The sequence below is a fragment of the Lysobacter sp. KACC 24251 genome, assembly GCF_057747755.1.
Genome location: NZ_CM173222.1, coordinates 1,826,698 through 1,841,789, shown reverse-complemented (window position 1 = coordinate 1,841,789; position 15,092 = coordinate 1,826,698). Strand labels below are relative to the sequence as shown.

8 protein-coding genes are annotated in these 15,092 nt (G+C 66.4%); 6 read left to right on the top strand and 2 right to left on the bottom strand.

Features of this window, described 5'->3' with window-relative positions:
* Window position 1: 1 nt before the first annotated feature.
* The 3 genes from truB to pnp all read left to right on the top strand — a co-directional run bounded on the left by truB (window position 2) and on the right by pnp (window position 3,674).
* Window positions 2-925, top strand: a complete 924-nt coding sequence (truB, locus tag AC3ARF_RS08640) for a tRNA pseudouridine(55) synthase TruB (RefSeq protein WP_498927049.1) — start codon at window positions 2-4, stop codon at window positions 923-925.
* 222 nt (window positions 926-1,147) lie between these two features.
* Window positions 1,148-1,408 (top strand): 30S ribosomal protein S15, encoded by a 261-nt coding sequence (rpsO, locus tag AC3ARF_RS08635; protein WP_036135007.1) that lies wholly within the window; start codon window positions 1,148-1,150, stop codon window positions 1,406-1,408.
* Between the two features lie 157 nt (window positions 1,409-1,565).
* Window positions 1,566-3,674, top strand: coding sequence for a polyribonucleotide nucleotidyltransferase (gene pnp, locus AC3ARF_RS08630; RefSeq protein WP_498927047.1), 2,109 nt, complete (start codon window positions 1,566-1,568; stop codon window positions 3,672-3,674).
* Window positions 3,675-3,774: 100 nt separating this feature from the next.
* Here the strand turns inward: pnp and dinB are convergent, their stop codons facing one another.
* Window positions 3,775-4,860, bottom strand: coding sequence for a DNA polymerase IV (gene dinB / locus AC3ARF_RS08625; RefSeq protein ID WP_498927045.1), 1,086 nt, complete (start codon window positions 4,858-4,860; stop codon window positions 3,775-3,777).
* 218 nt (window positions 4,861-5,078) lie between these two features.
* Between dinB and AC3ARF_RS08620 the strand changes: the two genes are divergently transcribed.
* The gene (locus AC3ARF_RS08620; RefSeq protein ID WP_498927043.1) at window positions 5,079-7,793 is read left to right on the top strand and encodes a bifunctional acetate--CoA ligase family protein/GNAT family N-acetyltransferase; all 2,715 of its coding nucleotides are present in this window, start codon (window positions 5,079-5,081) and stop codon (window positions 7,791-7,793) included.
* A gap of 15 nt (window positions 7,794-7,808) precedes the next feature.
* Here the strand turns inward: AC3ARF_RS08620 and AC3ARF_RS08615 are convergent, their stop codons facing one another.
* Window positions 7,809-9,212: a GntP family permease gene (locus tag AC3ARF_RS08615; protein WP_498927041.1), complete on the bottom strand. Its 1,404-nt coding sequence runs from the start codon at window positions 9,210-9,212 to the stop codon at window positions 7,809-7,811.
* A gap of 182 nt (window positions 9,213-9,394) precedes the next feature.
* Here AC3ARF_RS08615 and AC3ARF_RS08610 point away from each other — a divergent pair, with 182 nt between their 5' ends.
* Window positions 9,395-11,629: a TonB-dependent receptor gene (locus tag AC3ARF_RS08610; RefSeq protein WP_498927040.1), complete on the top strand. Its 2,235-nt coding sequence runs from the start codon at window positions 9,395-9,397 to the stop codon at window positions 11,627-11,629.
* A gap of 108 nt (window positions 11,630-11,737) precedes the next feature.
* A complete protein-coding gene (locus AC3ARF_RS08605; protein WP_498927038.1) occupies window positions 11,738-15,085 on the top strand; it encodes a hybrid sensor histidine kinase/response regulator in 3,348 nt (1,115 codons plus the stop codon).
* Window positions 15,086-15,092 lie beyond the last annotated feature (7 nt).

Here is a 15,092-nt window from a genome sequence, read left to right as displayed (position 1 = left end):
AATGAGCAGGAAAGCGCGCACCGTATTCCGTCCGCTGCACGGCATCGTGCTGCTGGACAAGCCGCAGGGGCTGAGCTCCAACCAGGCGCTGCAGCGGGTGCGGCACCTGTTCCGGGCGGAGAAGGGCGGCCATACCGGCGCGCTCGACCCCTTGGCGACTGGGCTGCTGCCGCTGTGCCTGGGAGAGGCGACCAAGATCGCCGGCCTGTTGCTGGGCGCCTACAAGGCGTACGAGACGGTGGCGGTACTGGGTGCCACCACGGACACCGATGATGCCGATGGCGTGGTGCTGCAGGAGCGGCCCGTGCCGGCGCTGGATGACGCCGCCATCGAGGCCGCTTTGCAGCCGCTGGCGGGCGTGATCCAGCAACGTGCCCCGATCTACTCGGCCCTCAAGCAGGGCGGCGAGCCGCTATACGCCAAGGCACGCCGGGGCGAGGCGATCGAGGCCCCGGTGCGCGAGGTTGAGGTCCGCCAGATCCGCCTGCTGGGCCGCGACGGCAACCGGGTTCGCCTTCACGTGGAGTGCGGATCCGGCACTTACATCCGCAGTCTGGTGCGCGACCTCGGCGAGGCGCTGGGGTGCGGTGCGCACGTCGCGGTCCTGCGGCGCCTGTGGGTGGAGCCGTTCACCGCGCCGCGGATGTGGACGCTCGATGCCTTGGAGGCCCTTGCCGCTGAGGGCGAGGACCGGCTGATGGAGGCCTTGCTGCCCGTCGAGGCCGGGTTGGCCGGCTTTCCGAAGGTGACGCTTGACGCCGGCGGGGCCCTGCGACTGGGCCGGGGCCAGCCCGTGCCCCTTCCGGCGCCATCCGCCGACGGGATTGTCGCCGTGTGCGATGAGACGGGGCGCGCCCTCGGTCTGGGCCAAGTGGAGGAGGGCGTGGTGCGTGCGCAGCGTCTGTTCATCTGGGCGGTAACGTGACCAAGCGACCGGTCTTTCCGCGGCCTTCCGTCAGCACGGGGCCCGTGCCGCCGCGCTGAAACCTTGTTCCGCAAAGCCCCGCGGGCTACAATCCGCGGGCTTTCAACAGCAAGTTGGCACCCTCGGGTGCTTTTTTCCTTTGGCAAAAGGCGAGCCAGGCGGTGCATCGGCGCATAGCGCGTTCGATTCGCTTCTGCAGGCATCGCGTCACGAGATATCGCAATGTCCATTGATACCAGCAAGATCATCGAAGACAACAAGCGCGGCGCCAACGACACCGGTTCGCCGGAAGTCCAGGTCGCCCTGCTGACCGCCCGCATCGAGCAGCTCACCGAGCACTTCAAGCAGCACAAGCAGGACCACCACAGCCGTCGCGGCCTGCTGATGATGGTCAACAACCGTCGCAGCCTGCTGGACTACCTGAAGCGCAAGGACGTGGAGCGCTACAAGGCGCTGATCGAGAAGCTCGGTCTGCGTCGCTAACCGAGATACCTACCGCGGCGCAGTGATGCGCCGCGGTTCGTTTTTGGGGACGGCCGGAGTTTCCGTCGTCCCAGGCAACACCCGGTCGCCGTGAGGCAACCAAACGCCAGGGGCAGGGGCCCCGCGCGTAACGCATCGAAATTCGAAGGAAACCAACGTGGCAAAAATTACCAAGACCTTCCAGTACGGCAAGCACCAGGTCACCCTGGAAACCGGCGAGATCGCCCGCCAGGCCGGCGGCGCCGTCCTCGTCAAGATGGATGACACTGTTGTGCTGGTGGCCGCAGTCGCCGCCAAGACCGCACGCGAAGGCCAGGACTTCTTCCCGCTGACGGTCGACTACCAGGAGAAGTTCTACGCCGGTGGCCGTATCCCGGGTGGCTTCTTCAAGCGCGAAGGCCGCGCGACCGAGAAGGAAACGCTGACCTCGCGCCTGATCGACCGCCCGATCCGTCCGCTGTTCCCGGAAGAGTTCAAGAACGAAGTCCAGATCATCGCCACCGTGATGTCGATGAACCCGGAAGTGGACGGTGACATCCCCGCCCTGCTGGGTGCCTCGGCCGCCGTCGCGCTGACCGGCGCGCCGTTCCAGGGCCCGATTGGCGCCGCCAAGGTCGGCTACAAGAACGGTGAGTACATCCTCAACCCGTCGACCAGCGAACTGCTGGAGTCGGACCTGGAGCTGGTCGTCGCCGGCACCCAGAGCGCCGTGCTGATGGTTGAGTCCGAGGCCAAGGAGCTGTCGGAAGACGTGATGCTGGGTGCGGTGATGTTCGGTCACCAGCAGATGCAGGTCGCGATCAACGCGATCAACGAGCTGGTCGCCGAAGCCGGCACCAAGAAGTGGGATTGGGTTGCCCCGGCCAAGAACGACGCGCTGATCGGCGCGCTCAAGGCTGCCATCGGCAACCGCCTGGCCGACGCCTTCCAGATCCGCAACAAGCTCGAGCGTCGTGATTCGATCTCGACGCTGAAGAAGGAAGTGCTGGCGTCGCTGGCCGGGCAGATCGAAGCCAACGGCTGGAACCCCGCCGATGCCGCCAAGGAATTCGGCGAGCTCGAGTACCAGACCATGCGCAACTCCGTGCTGAGCACCAAGGTGCGCATCGACGGCCGTGCGCTCGACACGATCCGCCCGATCAACTCGAAGGTGTCGGTGCTGCCGCGTACCCACGGCTCCGCGCTGTTCACCCGCGGCGAGACGCAGGCGATCGTGGTCGCGACCCTCGGTACCGCGCGTGACGGCCAGATCATCGATGCCGTCTCGGGCGAGTACAAGGAACACTTCCTGTTCCACTACAACTTCCCGCCGTACTCGGTCGGTGAAGCTGGCCGCATGATGGGCCCGAAGCGCCGCGAGATCGGCCACGGCCGTCTTGCCAAGCGTGGCGTGCTGGCCGTCATGCCCAGCATGGAAGCGTTCCCGTACACCATCCGCGTCGTCTCGGAGATCACCGAGTCGAACGGTTCCTCGTCGATGGCCTCGGTCTGCGGTTCGTCACTGGCACTGATGGACGCGGGCGTGCCGATCAAGGCGCCGGTGGCCGGTATCGCCATGGGCCTGGTGAAGGAAGACGACAACTTTGTCGTGCTGTCCGACATCCTGGGTGATGAGGATCACCTCGGCGACATGGACTTCAAGGTCGCCGGTACCGCCGCGGGCATCTCGGCGCTGCAGATGGACATCAAGATCCAGGGCATCACCGAGGAGATCATGAAGGTCGCGCTGGCGCAGGCCAAGACCGGTCGCCTGCACATCCTCGGCGAGATGGCCAACGCCCTGACCACGCCGCGCAGCGAGCTGAGCGAGTACGCGCCGCGCCTGCTGACCATCAAGATCCATCCGGACAAGATCCGCGAAGTGATCGGCAAGGGCGGCGCCACCATCCAGGGCATCACCAAGGAAACCGGCACCCAGATCGACATCCAGGACGACGGCACGATCGTCATCGCTTCGGTCAACGCCGCCGCTGCCCAGGCCGCCAAGGCGCGCATCGAGCAGATCACCTCGGACGTGGAGCCGGGCCGCATCTACGAAGGCAAGGTCGCCAAGATCATGGACTTCGGTGCGTTCGTCACCATCCTGCCGGGCAAGGATGGTCTGGTCCACGTGTCGCAGATCTCCAACGAGCGCGTCGAGAAGGTATCGGACAAGCTCAAGGAAGGCGATCTGGTCAAGGTGAAGGTGCTGGAAGTCGACAAGCAGGGCCGTATCCGTCTGTCGATGAAGGCCGTGGAAGAGGGCGAGGGCCTGGCGGGCGAGTAATCGCTGCCGGGTTCCAAGCGGTACACGTGGAAGAGCGGGCGAAAGCCCGCTCTTCTGCTTTCTGGCGCCCTGTTGTTCTCGGGCAGGCTCCTCCCCCATCCTAAGTCCCGCACGCAAACAGATCGCTCTGGATCTCGAACTGATCAGTGTCGATGAAGCCAGACAGCCCGACACCTACCAGCCGGTAGCGCGTCTTTGCCGGGAGGTCGACACGATTGCGCAACCCACAGGCGATGCGCGCCAGATCCTCGGCGCCGACCGGTGGCGCAGGTTGCGTCAGGCTGCGGGTGAGCGTGCGGAAGTCTGTGGTCTTGAGCTTCAACACCACCGTGCGCGCCATGCGGCCTGTTTCGCGCTCGTATCCAGCCCAGGTCTTCTCCGCCAGCCGCTGGATGTGGGGCTCCAGTTCGTCCAGCAGCAGGTCTCGCTCGAAGGTGTCCTCGCTGGAGATCTGCACCGTGGGCCGTTCGGTCACCACGGGATGGTCATCGATGCCGCGGGACAGCTCGTGCAGCCGGCGGCCCCAGCGGCCAAATCGGTGTTCCAGCACGTCTTCGCCGATGGCTTGCAGTTCGCCCACGGTGGCAATACCCAACTCCGCCAGTTTCAGCTCCATCACCTTGCCTACGCCGGGCAGGCGTCCCACCGGCAGCGGAGTGAGGAAGGCTTCGGCCTGGTGCGGGCGGACCACGAACAATCCGTCGGGCTTGTTCCAATCCGACGCAATCTTCGCCAGGAACTTGTTGGGTGCGACACCCGCCGACGCCGTGAGCTGGGTTTCCTCGCGTATCGCGGCGCGGATGGCCTGCGCCGTTTCAGTCGCCGACGGCAGGCCAGTCTTGGTGACGGTGACATCCAGGTAGGCCTCGTCCAGCGAAAGCGGTTCAATCAGGTCCGTGTGGCGGGCGAACACTTCGCGAATCTGCCGTGATACGGCTTTGTAACGAGCAAAGTCGGGAGGCACGAACACGGCGCGCGGGCAAAGTCGCTCGGCCCGAACCGCCGGCATGGCCGAACGGACTCCGAACTTGCGCGCCTCGTAGCTGGCCGCACACACCACCGAGCGCGCACCGCGCCAAGCCACGACCACCGGCCGGCCGCGCAGGCTGGGATCGTCGCGCTGCTCGACGGAAGCGTAGAACGCGTCCATGTCGACGTGGAGGATTTTTCGGGGCGGTTGCTGCAAGCCGGTCAACGAGTGCCGTGTTAGTCAAAATACTAACGCCGTCGCTCTGCGGGAGCCAGTGGCTGTCATCGGGGCGACGGCGTGCAGGGACACAATGCGGTGCAATCAGCGGCCGGGCACGGCAGGATGGAATGGCGTGGCCATCTGAGCTGCGCGCCGGATTGAGGCCGATCAAGCCGGGTAATCGAGAGATCAGCGAGGATTGGCGTCATCCGCAGATGAGCACATATTCCCTCGAATCCGTCTTCAATCCCCGCTCCGTCGCGGTCGTGGGCGGCAGCCCGCGCGCGCGCTCGCTAGGTGCCGCTGTGCTCCGCAACCTGCAGGCAGCAGGATTCGCGGGGCCCTTGGGTCTGGTGAACCCGAGCCACGCCCGGATCGAGGGCGTGGCCGCGGTACCGCGCCTGCAGGACCTGGGGTGGACACCCGAACTGGTCGTCCTGGCGGCGCCACCCGCCAAGGTGACTGGACTCACGCGGACGGCGGCCGAGCTTGGGACGGCCGCGGCCATCGTGCTGGGCACGGATCTGGGACACGGGCCGGGATCGACCGCGGCCAAACTCGCGGCTGTTGCGCGCACCCATGGCCTTCGCCTGGTCGGGCCGAATGGTCTGGGCGTCATCGCACCACACGCGCGGCTCAATGCCAGTTTCTCCGCGCACCACCCGCAGCCGGGCGACATCGCCGTGATTTCGCAGTCGGCCGCGATCGCCGCGGCGCTGGTGGAGTGGGGCGCAGGCCGTTCGGTCGGCTTTTCCGCCGTGGCATCCCTGGGCGATGAGCTCGACGTCGACTTCGCCGACCTGCTCGACTTTTTCGCCCGCGACTTCCGCACCCGCGCGATCGTCCTGTACGTGGAATCGATCCGCGACGCGCGCAAGTTCATGTCGGCCGCGCGCGCAGCCGCCCGTTTGAAGCCGGTCGTGGTGGTGAAATCAGATCGTCATGCGCGGCCGGTCAACGTGCCGCGGACACACTCGGCAATGCTGGCCTCGCCCGATGCCGTGTACGCCGCGGCGTTCCAGCGGGCGGGCATGCTGCGGGTGCTGGCGCTGGACGAACTCTTCGCTGCCGCCGAAACCCTGGGACGGGTCGATACGTTCCCGGGACCGCGATTGGCGATCTTCGCCAACGGGCGGGGGACCGGCATGCTCGCCGCTGACCGCCTGCGCGATATGGGCGGCAAGCTGGCCGACCTGGGTGAAGACACGGTGCAGCAGCTCGGCGCCGTCGCCTCGGCGGTGTGGCCTGGCACCAACCCCGTGGACATCAATGGCGGGGTTGGCAATCCGGAGTATGCAGCGGCGTTCTCGGCGTTGGCCCAAGATACTGGCAACGACGCGATCCTGGCGCTGAACGTGCCCACGGCGCTGGTGCCGACCGAGGTACGCGCGCAGGCATTGGCCGAGGCCCGCAAGGCACTGCCGTCCACGGTCGCGCGCAAGCCAGTGCTGGCGGTGTGGCTCGGGGCGAATGACGCCGCGACTGAGCAACTGAGCGCCGCGCGAATTCCCACCTACGCGACAGAGGCCGACGCAGTTCGAGGCTTCATGTACCTCGTGCGCCACCGCGAGGCAAAGACGACGTTGATGGAGACGCCGCCCAGCCTTCCCGACGATCTCGTGGTGGACACGGCTACTGCGCGCGACACGGTGGCGCGCGCGCTGGCCGACGGGCGTGCATGGCTTGACCCGGGCGAAGTCGCGCACGTGCTGACGGCGTACGGCATTCCCATCACTCCCGTGGTCACTGCGCGTGATGCCGACGAGGCAGCGCGAATGGCGGAGCCGATGTTGGCCGATGGCGGAACGCTGGCGGTGAAGATCCTGTCGCCGGACATCACCCACAAGTCGGACATCGATGGGGTCTGCCTCAACCTCTCCGCCCCCGCAGCGGTGCGCGAGGCGGCCACCGCGATCCTCGCGCGCGCCCGGGAAGCGCGTCCCACGGCGCGGATCGATGGGGTCACGCTGCATCCCATGGTCGTGCGCACGAAGGCCCGCGAACTGATTGCCGGCGTCGTGGACGACGCGACGTTCGGGCCGGTCGTCGTATTTGGCCGCGGTGGCACGGCGGTGGAAATGATCAACGACAAGGCGCTGGAGCTGCCGCCGCTGGACCTTCGGCTTGCGCACGACATGATCGATCGGACCCGCGTGTCACGCATCCTCAAGGCATACCGCGATGTGCCTGCTGCCGACGAGCGGGCCGTGGCCCTGGTGCTGGTCAAGCTGGCGCAGCTCGCCGCCGACGTGCCCGACATACGCGAGATCGACATCAACCCTCTGCTGGCGGACAAGGATGGAGTCATCGCCGTGGATGCGCGGATCGGCGTGTCAGCGTTGGCGCGACTGCACAAGGGGCCGGGCCACCCGCGGTTCGCGATCCGGCCGTATCCGAGGGAGTGGGAGCGCCATGTCGAACTGGGGCACGGTCGCCAGGTGTTCGTGCGGCCGGTGCGGCCCGAGGATGAGGCACTGTTCCGCGAGTTCTTCACCCACGTGTCGGATGAAGACCTGCGCATGCGCTTCTTCCAGGCGGTCCGGCACTTCAGCCATGAGTTCATTGCCCAGTTGACGCAACTGGATTACGCGCGATCGATCGCGCTGGTGGCCTTTGACCCGGATACGGGTGCGATGCTGGGGGCGGTGCGGCTGCTTGCGGATGCCAACTACGACCACGGTGAGTACGCGATCCTCGTGCGCTCGGACCTGAAGGGGCACGGGCTGGGGTGGCGGTTGATGCAGATCATGATCGAGTACGCGCGCTGGCTCGGGTTGCGCTCGGTCGTGGGTGAGGTGCTTCAGGAAAACCGCACCATGCTGGAAATGTGCAAGGCGCTCGGCTTCAAGGTCGCGCCGAGTCCGGACGACCCATCGGTGATGGCAGTGTCGTTGCCGATCCAGGCCGAAGACGTGTCGTCCCCGGCCTGAAGTCCGGTTGGCTGATCAGACGATCCCTGCCAGGTAGTACGCGGCGATGACCACGAAGACCGCCGCGGTCTTGATGACCGTGATCGCGAAGACATCCTTGTAGGCCTGGCGGTGCGTCAGGCCAGTCACGGCCAGCAGCGTGATCACGGCGCCGTTGTGGGGCAACGTGTCCATGCCGCCTGATGCCATCGCCGCGACGCGGTGCAGCACCTCCATCGGGATGCCGGCGGCATTGGCGTTGGCGATAAACGTTTCGGCCATCGCCGCCAGGGCAATGCTCATGCCGCCGGACGCCGAACCGGTGATACCCGCCAGCGCGGTCACCGTGACCGCCTCATTGACCAGCGGGTTGGGGATGGCGCTCAGCGCATTGGCCACGACTAGGAAGCCAGGCAAGGCCGCGATGACCGCGCCAAAGCCATACTCCGAAGCGGTGTTCATGGCCGCCAGCATGGCGCCACCGATGGCCGACTTGGTGCCTTCTGCAAAGCTGGCCATCACCGGTTTCCAGGCGAATGCAATCACGCAGGCGATGCCCACGAGCAACGCGCCTTCCACCGCCCATATGGCGGCGAACTTGGATACTTCCTGCACCACGGGTGGCGTGCTGCCGATCACCGCCGGGTCGAAGGAATGGCTGTCACCGTAGACCCCCGGGATCCAGCTGGTGAACAGCTTGTTGCTCACGCCTACCAGCACCAGCGGCAACACCGCGATCAACGGATTTGCCAGCTTGCTGCCTGTGAACGAGGCCGGCTCGTTCACCAGCGCGCCACCGTCGGCGTAGCCCTCGCCGGCTTTCAGCGCGGCGCGACGGCGCCACTCAAGGTAGCTCAGGCCCACGATGAGGATGAAAACGCCGCCCAGGATGCCCAGCCACGGCGCGGCCCAGGCGTTGGTGCCAAAGAACGATGCGGGAATGATGTTCTGGATCTGCGGCGTGCCCGGCAGCGCGTCCATGGTGAAGGTGAACGCGCCCAGCGCGATGGTGCCCGGGATCAGCCGCTTGGGAATATTGCTTTGGCGGAACAACTCCGCGGCGAAGGGGTAGACCGCGAAGACCACCACGAACAGCGACACGCCGCCATAGGTGAGCAGGGCGCAGACGATGACGATGGACAGCATGGCGCGACTGGCACCGACCAGGCGGATTGTGGCCGCAACGATCGATTTGGAGAATCCCGAGACTTCGATCAGCTTGCCGAAGATGGCGCCCAGCAGGAACACCGGGAAGTAGAGTTTGAGGAAACCCACCATCTTGTCCATGAATAGCCCGGTGAACATGGGCGCCACCAGCGAAGGATCGGTGAGCAACACCGCGCCCAGCGCCGCCACCGGAGCGAAAAGGATGACGCTGTAGCCGCGATACGCCACGAACATCAGGAAGCACAACGCGGCCAGTACGATCAGAAACGCCATCCCCAGCTCCAGAGCCTTGCAGGTGGATGGAGTCTCCGGATCGGGCCGCTCCCCCGGCATTGTCCGAAGGTACAGATGCCGAGGTGACATGCCTCTCCTAGTCTTGCGGCCATGGTGGGACCGTCCCATCAGGCGCTGGCCGTCGTGCCGGGCCACCATGAAATCGGGGGAGGAGTGCCGTAATGGGTCGTAGCAAGAACAGCCGCAAGTACCTGAGCCTTGCCATCGCCAGTGCGCTGATGGCGCCGGCGGCGTGGGCGCAGGAGTCGGCGCCGACGGGGCAGCAGTCCGAACAGGCCACCACGCTGGACAAGGTCACGGTGACTTCGCGCAAGCGCGAGGAGACGCTGCAGGAAGTGCCCATCGCGGTGACCGCGTTTACCGCTGAGGCGCTGGACCGGATGGCCGTTGAGGACCTGAGCGACCTGGATGCCCTGGTGCCCAACCTCACCGTCTACGCGGCCCGTGGTTCGAGCAGCACGGTAACGGCCTACATCCGTGGCATAGGCCAGTCGGACCCGTTGTGGGGCGTGGATCCGGGCGTGGGCATCTACCTGGATGACGTCTACATCGCGCGTCCCCAGGGCGCATTGCTTGACGTGTTCGATGTCCAGCGCGTGGAAGTGCTGCGCGGCCCGCAGGGCACCCTGTATGGCAAGAACACCATTGGCGGTGCGATCAAGTACATCTCGCGTGGCCTGCCGACCGACTTCGAGGGCAACGCCTCGGTCACCATCGGCAACTACAACCAGCTTGACGTCAAGGCGGCGGTCGGCGGACCCATCGGCGGCGCGGACAGTGGCCTGCGTGGTCGCCTCGCCGTCGCGAGCCTGAATCGTGATGGCTTCGGCCAGAACGTGGTGACCGACCAGGAAGTCAGTGACAAGGAGATCCTTGCGCTGCGCGGACAGTTGGGCGCGTATGCGGGCGACGACTTCGACGTGCAGTTCGCCTTCGACTGGGTGGACGACCAGTCTGGTGTCCGCGGCGCGCAGATGCTCGGGGCCAACCGCTTCGTCCCCAATGCTCCGCCCATGGACTCGCGCTATGACGTTCGCAACGGCATGCCGAACGTCAACGACACCGAGCTGCGCGGCGCGTCCGTGACGGTGAACTGGCGTGCCAACGAAGATTGGGCCCTCAAGTACGTGCTGGCCAAGCGCGAGTCCGATACCGAGACCAACATCGATTTCGACCTCACGCAGGCCAAGATCGCCGACGTCAAGGCGTTCTACAGCGACCAGCAGGTCAGCCACGAACTGCAGGCTAATTTCGACGGCGGCGGGCGCGCCCGCGGCGTCATGGGCCTGTATGCCTTCGATGGCGATGCGGGCGGCCAGGTGCTCAACAACTTCTTCAACCTGCTGTTTGGCGATACCCAGGGTACTGTGCGCACCGAGAGCGTCGCGCTGTACGCCGACTGGACCTTTGACCTGACCGACAAGTTCAAGCTGGACGTGGGCGCACGCTACACCGACGAAGACAAACGAGCGACCGTCCTTAACCGCGGCTACAGCGATGCGACGTTCACGCGCCCCATCTCCACGGTGGCCAACTTCGACAAGTCGATCAACTTCAAGAACACCTCGCCGAAGGTCTCGCTCAACTACCAGGCAACCGACGACATCATGCTGTACGCGTTGGCGACGCGCGGCTTCAAGTCGGGTGGCTACAACATCCGTGCCCAGGCGACCGCCGTGCCTCGTTCCGCCGAGCCGTTCAATGACGAGGTCGTCGACAGCTTCGAGATCGGCAGCAAGATGGCGTTCCTCGACCAGACGCTGTTCCTGAACCTGGCGGCATTCCAGAACAAGTACGAGGACATCCAGCTGTCGGTGTTCACTGCCTACGACAGCAACAGCGACGGCACCGACGATGCGTTTTTCGGCGATTTCACCAATGCCGGCAAGGGCACGGTCAACGGGGTCGAAGTCGAGTACCAGTGGTTGCCGGTCCGCAATTGGGTGCTCAGCGGCAACCTGGCATGGCTGGATGGCAAGTACGACGAGTTCCGCTACGCCGGCCTGAACATCGCCGATGAGCAGGAGTTCACCAATGCGCCTGAGTTCTCCGGAGCAATGAATCTGGAATACCGCACGGATCTGTCGGGCGGGGGCAACCTTTCGGCGCGGGTGGGTTACAGCTACCAGTCGGAAGTGGTCGCCACTACCGAGATCCTGCGGGCGGAAGTCCCGCCCAACGGGCGTGGGCCCATCACCCAGGATGGCTACGGGCTGCTCAACGCGGGCGTGACGTGGCGCGTCAACAACGCCTGGTCGTTCTCGCTCAACGGCAGCAACCTGACGGACGAGGAGTATCTGACCACCGGATACAACCTCAACCGTGCATTGGGCGTCTACACGGGCTTCTACGGTGCTCCCCGCCAATACAGCCTCACGGCGCGCTTCGACTTCTGACCGACCCCGAAAGCGGTCAGGGTGCACGACGGGTTCCGGTATCGGGACCCGTCGTTGCATTTTCGCTATGCTCAAGGCGAGGGTCCGGGTAGGGGAGTCCAGGCGCGAATGTTGAGTTTCACCGCGGTCGCGCTTGCCAGCCTGGTGTGGCTGGCGTTGATGTTCGGTACGGCGCTGTGGGCCGAGCGGCACCCGAACGTGCTTGGCCGTCATTGGCGCCACATCTACGCCCTGTCGCTCGCGGTGCACTGCACGTCGTGGACGTTCTACGGAACGGTCACCCAGGCCGCGCGCTACGGGTGGCCTTTGCCTCCCACTTTCCTCGGCGCGATCATGCTGTACGCGCTTGCCGTCGCGTTCATGATGCGACTGGTCCGACTGGCGCGCGACACCAATGCGACATCACTGGCCGATCTGATCGCCACCCGTCTGGGCAAGGACGCGTGGTTGGCGGCCACCGTGACCCTGGTCGCCGCGCTGGGCCTGATTCCCTACATCGCGCTGCAGCTCAAGGCCGTCGCGATGAGCTTCTCGATGCTCACCACCCGCTCCGCGGCGGACGCCACCGGTCCGGCCTGGCAGGACATCGCCCTCTATGTCGCGTTGGCGATGGCGCTGTTCGCGATGCTGTTCGGCACCCGGCGCGCTTCCGCCACCGAGCACAATCGCGGGTTGGTGCTGGCAATGGCCTTCGAGTCGGTGTTCAAGCTCGCGGCGATGCTTGCGCTGGGTTGCTTCGTCTGGTTCGGCCTCGATATCCCCGAGCTGCCAACGCCCGCCACTCCGCCGCCCGCCGTGCCCTCTGGCGGCTTCATGCCGCTGGTTCTGTTGGGCGCCATGGCGATGTTCATCCTGCCGCACCAGTTCCACATCGCGGTGGTGGAGTGCCGCGACGAGCGCGACGTGCGGACGGCGCGCTGGTTGTTCCCGTTGTACCTCGTGTTGATCGCGCTGCCGGTACTGCCGTTGGCCAAGGCGGGGCAGGCGCTGCTTGCGGGGCAGGTGCCTTCGGACCTTTACGTGTTGGCCTTGCCTTTGTCACAGGGGCATGAAGCACTGGCGCTGTTTGGTTTCCTTGGCGGGCTCAGCGCCGCTACCGGCATGGTGGTGGTCAGCACACTGACCCTGAGCCTGATGATCGGCAACCACTGGTTCGCGCCCGGGCTGCTGCGCGGGGCATGGTCACGCCACGATGGCGGGGACCTGCGTGGCCACGTGTTGCTGCTGCGTCGCGGCGGCATCGTCGCGACGATGCTGCTGGCGTGGGCGTACAGCCGCCTCATCGCCGGCAGCGATGCACTGGCCGACGTTGGGGCCGTGTCGTTCTCGGCGCTGGCCACGCTGGTGCCTGCCTTGGGCTTTGCGGTGTGGCGGCCAAAGACTCCGGCCCGCGCGGCACAGGCCGGCATACTGCTCGGGTTCGCGGCGTGGGTGTGGGTGCTGCTGGTGCCGATGACCCTGGAATTGCGTGGTACGCCACCTGCCTGGTTGACCGCCGGACCCTTTGGGCAAGCGTGGCTGGCCCCGGACGCACTGTTTGGACTGACGGGCTGGAGCCGCCTGGGCCGCGCCGTGGGTGCCAGCTTGTTCTTGGGCACGGTCGGCACGCTGGTTGCCGCGCTGTGGCGCAGTGAAGCCCCGCGTAAGGTCCGATTGGGACTGGATGCGCGGGCACTGCGCGATGCCGGACTGCGCTTCCTGTCGCGCGATCGGGTGGACCACTTGCTGGCCGATGCCGCCGGCCAGGGCGCCGTTACCCCCGACGTGGAAGCGCGCATGGAGCGCGAGCTGGCCGCCGTGCTGGGCACCGCCTCAGCACGCGTACTGCTGGACGCGGCGCGCCGGGAGGCAGGCCAGGACCTCGACACCGTGGCGGCCATCGTCGGGGTCGCGTCCGCGGACCTGCGCTTCAACCAGCGTGTGCTGGAGGCGGCGCTTCAGAACATGTCGCAAGGCATCAGCGTGGTGGATGCGCAACTGCGGCTCGTGGCATGGAATCGCCGCTATGTCGAACTGTTCGGCTATCCCGAGGAGTTGTTGCAGATCGGTCGACCGATCGCGGATCTCTCGCGCTGGGCGCTGGCGCAGGTGCCGCACGGCCCGGACACCGAGCAGGCCCTTGAGCGCCGCTTGGCCTTCATGCGCGCGGGCACGCCGCACCTCTCGGAGCGGGTGCTGCCGGATGGCACCATCATCGAAATCCGGGGCAACCCCATGCCCGGCGGGGGCTTCGTGGCCACGTTCACCGACGTCACCGAATTCCGGCATGCCGAGGCGGGCCTGATCCAGGCCAACGAAACCCTGGAGCAGCGCGTGACCGAACGCACGGTGGACCTCGTAGCCGCCAAGCGCGAAGCCGAAAGAGCCAACGACGCCAAGAGCCGCTTCCTTGCCGCCATCGGTCACGACCTGATGCAGCCGCTGCACGCGGCGCAGCTGTTCACCGACGCACTGTCGCAGCAGCTACGCGACCCGGCGCAGCGCGCAACGGTGGCGCAGATCGAAGGCGCGCTCGACTCCACCAGCGACCTCCTCAATGGCCTGCTGGACATGTCGCGCCTGGAGGCCGGCGGCCTTGAGGCGCAACCGCGTGAGCTGCCCATTGCGGAGGTACTCGATCCGCTCGCTTCGGAGTTCGGTGCGATAGCCGCAGCGCACGGACTGCGATTCCGCTACGTGCCCAGCTCCGCGTGGGTCCGCACGGACCCCCAACTGTTGCGCCGCGTGCTGCAGAACTTCTTGGCCAACGCCGTGCGATACACCCCTTCCGGTTCCGTGCTGCTGGGCGTTCGTGCAGGGCGTGAGTCGTTGCGCATCGAGGTGCTCGACACCGGGCCTGGTATCGCGGTCGAGCACCAACGCCACATTTTTGAGGAGTTCCGCCGCGGCGATGACGCGCCGGGGCAGGGGTTGGGCCTGGGGTTGGCCATTGCCGACCGCATCGCCGAACTGCTGCAAGCGCCCATCGGCTTGCGCAGCCGGCCCGGCCGCGGCACGGCATTTACCTTGCAGGTAGAGCGCGTGGGCAGCCGTCCGCGCGTCGTCGCCCCGCTTGCTGTGCAGCGCCAGGGTTTGTCCGGGACCCGCGTGCTGGTGCTGGACAACGACCCGCTGGCACTGGAGGCCCTGGCGCAACTGCTGCGGACGTGGGGGTGCGAGGTGGTCACCGCGGGAGATGGCGAGCAGGCAGCGGCCGCGCTGGCCCACGAGCCTGCGGCCCTGTGGCTGTTCGACTACCACCTCGACGATGGGGACACCGGACCGGCCGTCGTGGAGAGGCTGGCGGCGCGCTTCGGTGCACGCCCCACGGTGATCCTGAGCGCCGACGCCGGCGAAGCGGTGCGTCGCGACGTGCAGGCAGCGGGGTTCACGCTGCTCCGAAAGCCGCTCAAGCCACTCGCGTTGAAATCGGTGCTGGACCGACTGCTCGCCTCACGCGAGTTGCAGCCCGCTTGAGGCCATC

Bases quoted from the DNA above. Each gene is read 5' to 3' on its own strand.
- truB (WP_498927049.1), top strand. From the start codon at position 2: ATGAGCAGGAAAGCGCGCACCGTATTCCGTCCGCTGCACGGCATCGTG.
- rpsO (WP_036135007.1), top strand. From the start codon at position 1,148: ATGTCCATTGATACCAGCAAGATCATCGAAGACAACAAGCGCGGCGCC.
- AC3ARF_RS08620 (WP_498927043.1), top strand. From the start codon at position 5,079: ATGAGCACATATTCCCTCGAATCCGTCTTCAATCCCCGCTCCGTCGCG.
- AC3ARF_RS08615 (WP_498927041.1), bottom strand. From the start codon at position 9,212: ATGGCGTTTCTGATCGTACTGGCCGCGTTGTGCTTCCTGATGTTCGTG.
- AC3ARF_RS08610 (WP_498927040.1), top strand. From the start codon at position 9,395: ATGGGTCGTAGCAAGAACAGCCGCAAGTACCTGAGCCTTGCCATCGCC.
- AC3ARF_RS08605 (WP_498927038.1), top strand. From the start codon at position 11,738: ATGTTGAGTTTCACCGCGGTCGCGCTTGCCAGCCTGGTGTGGCTGGCG.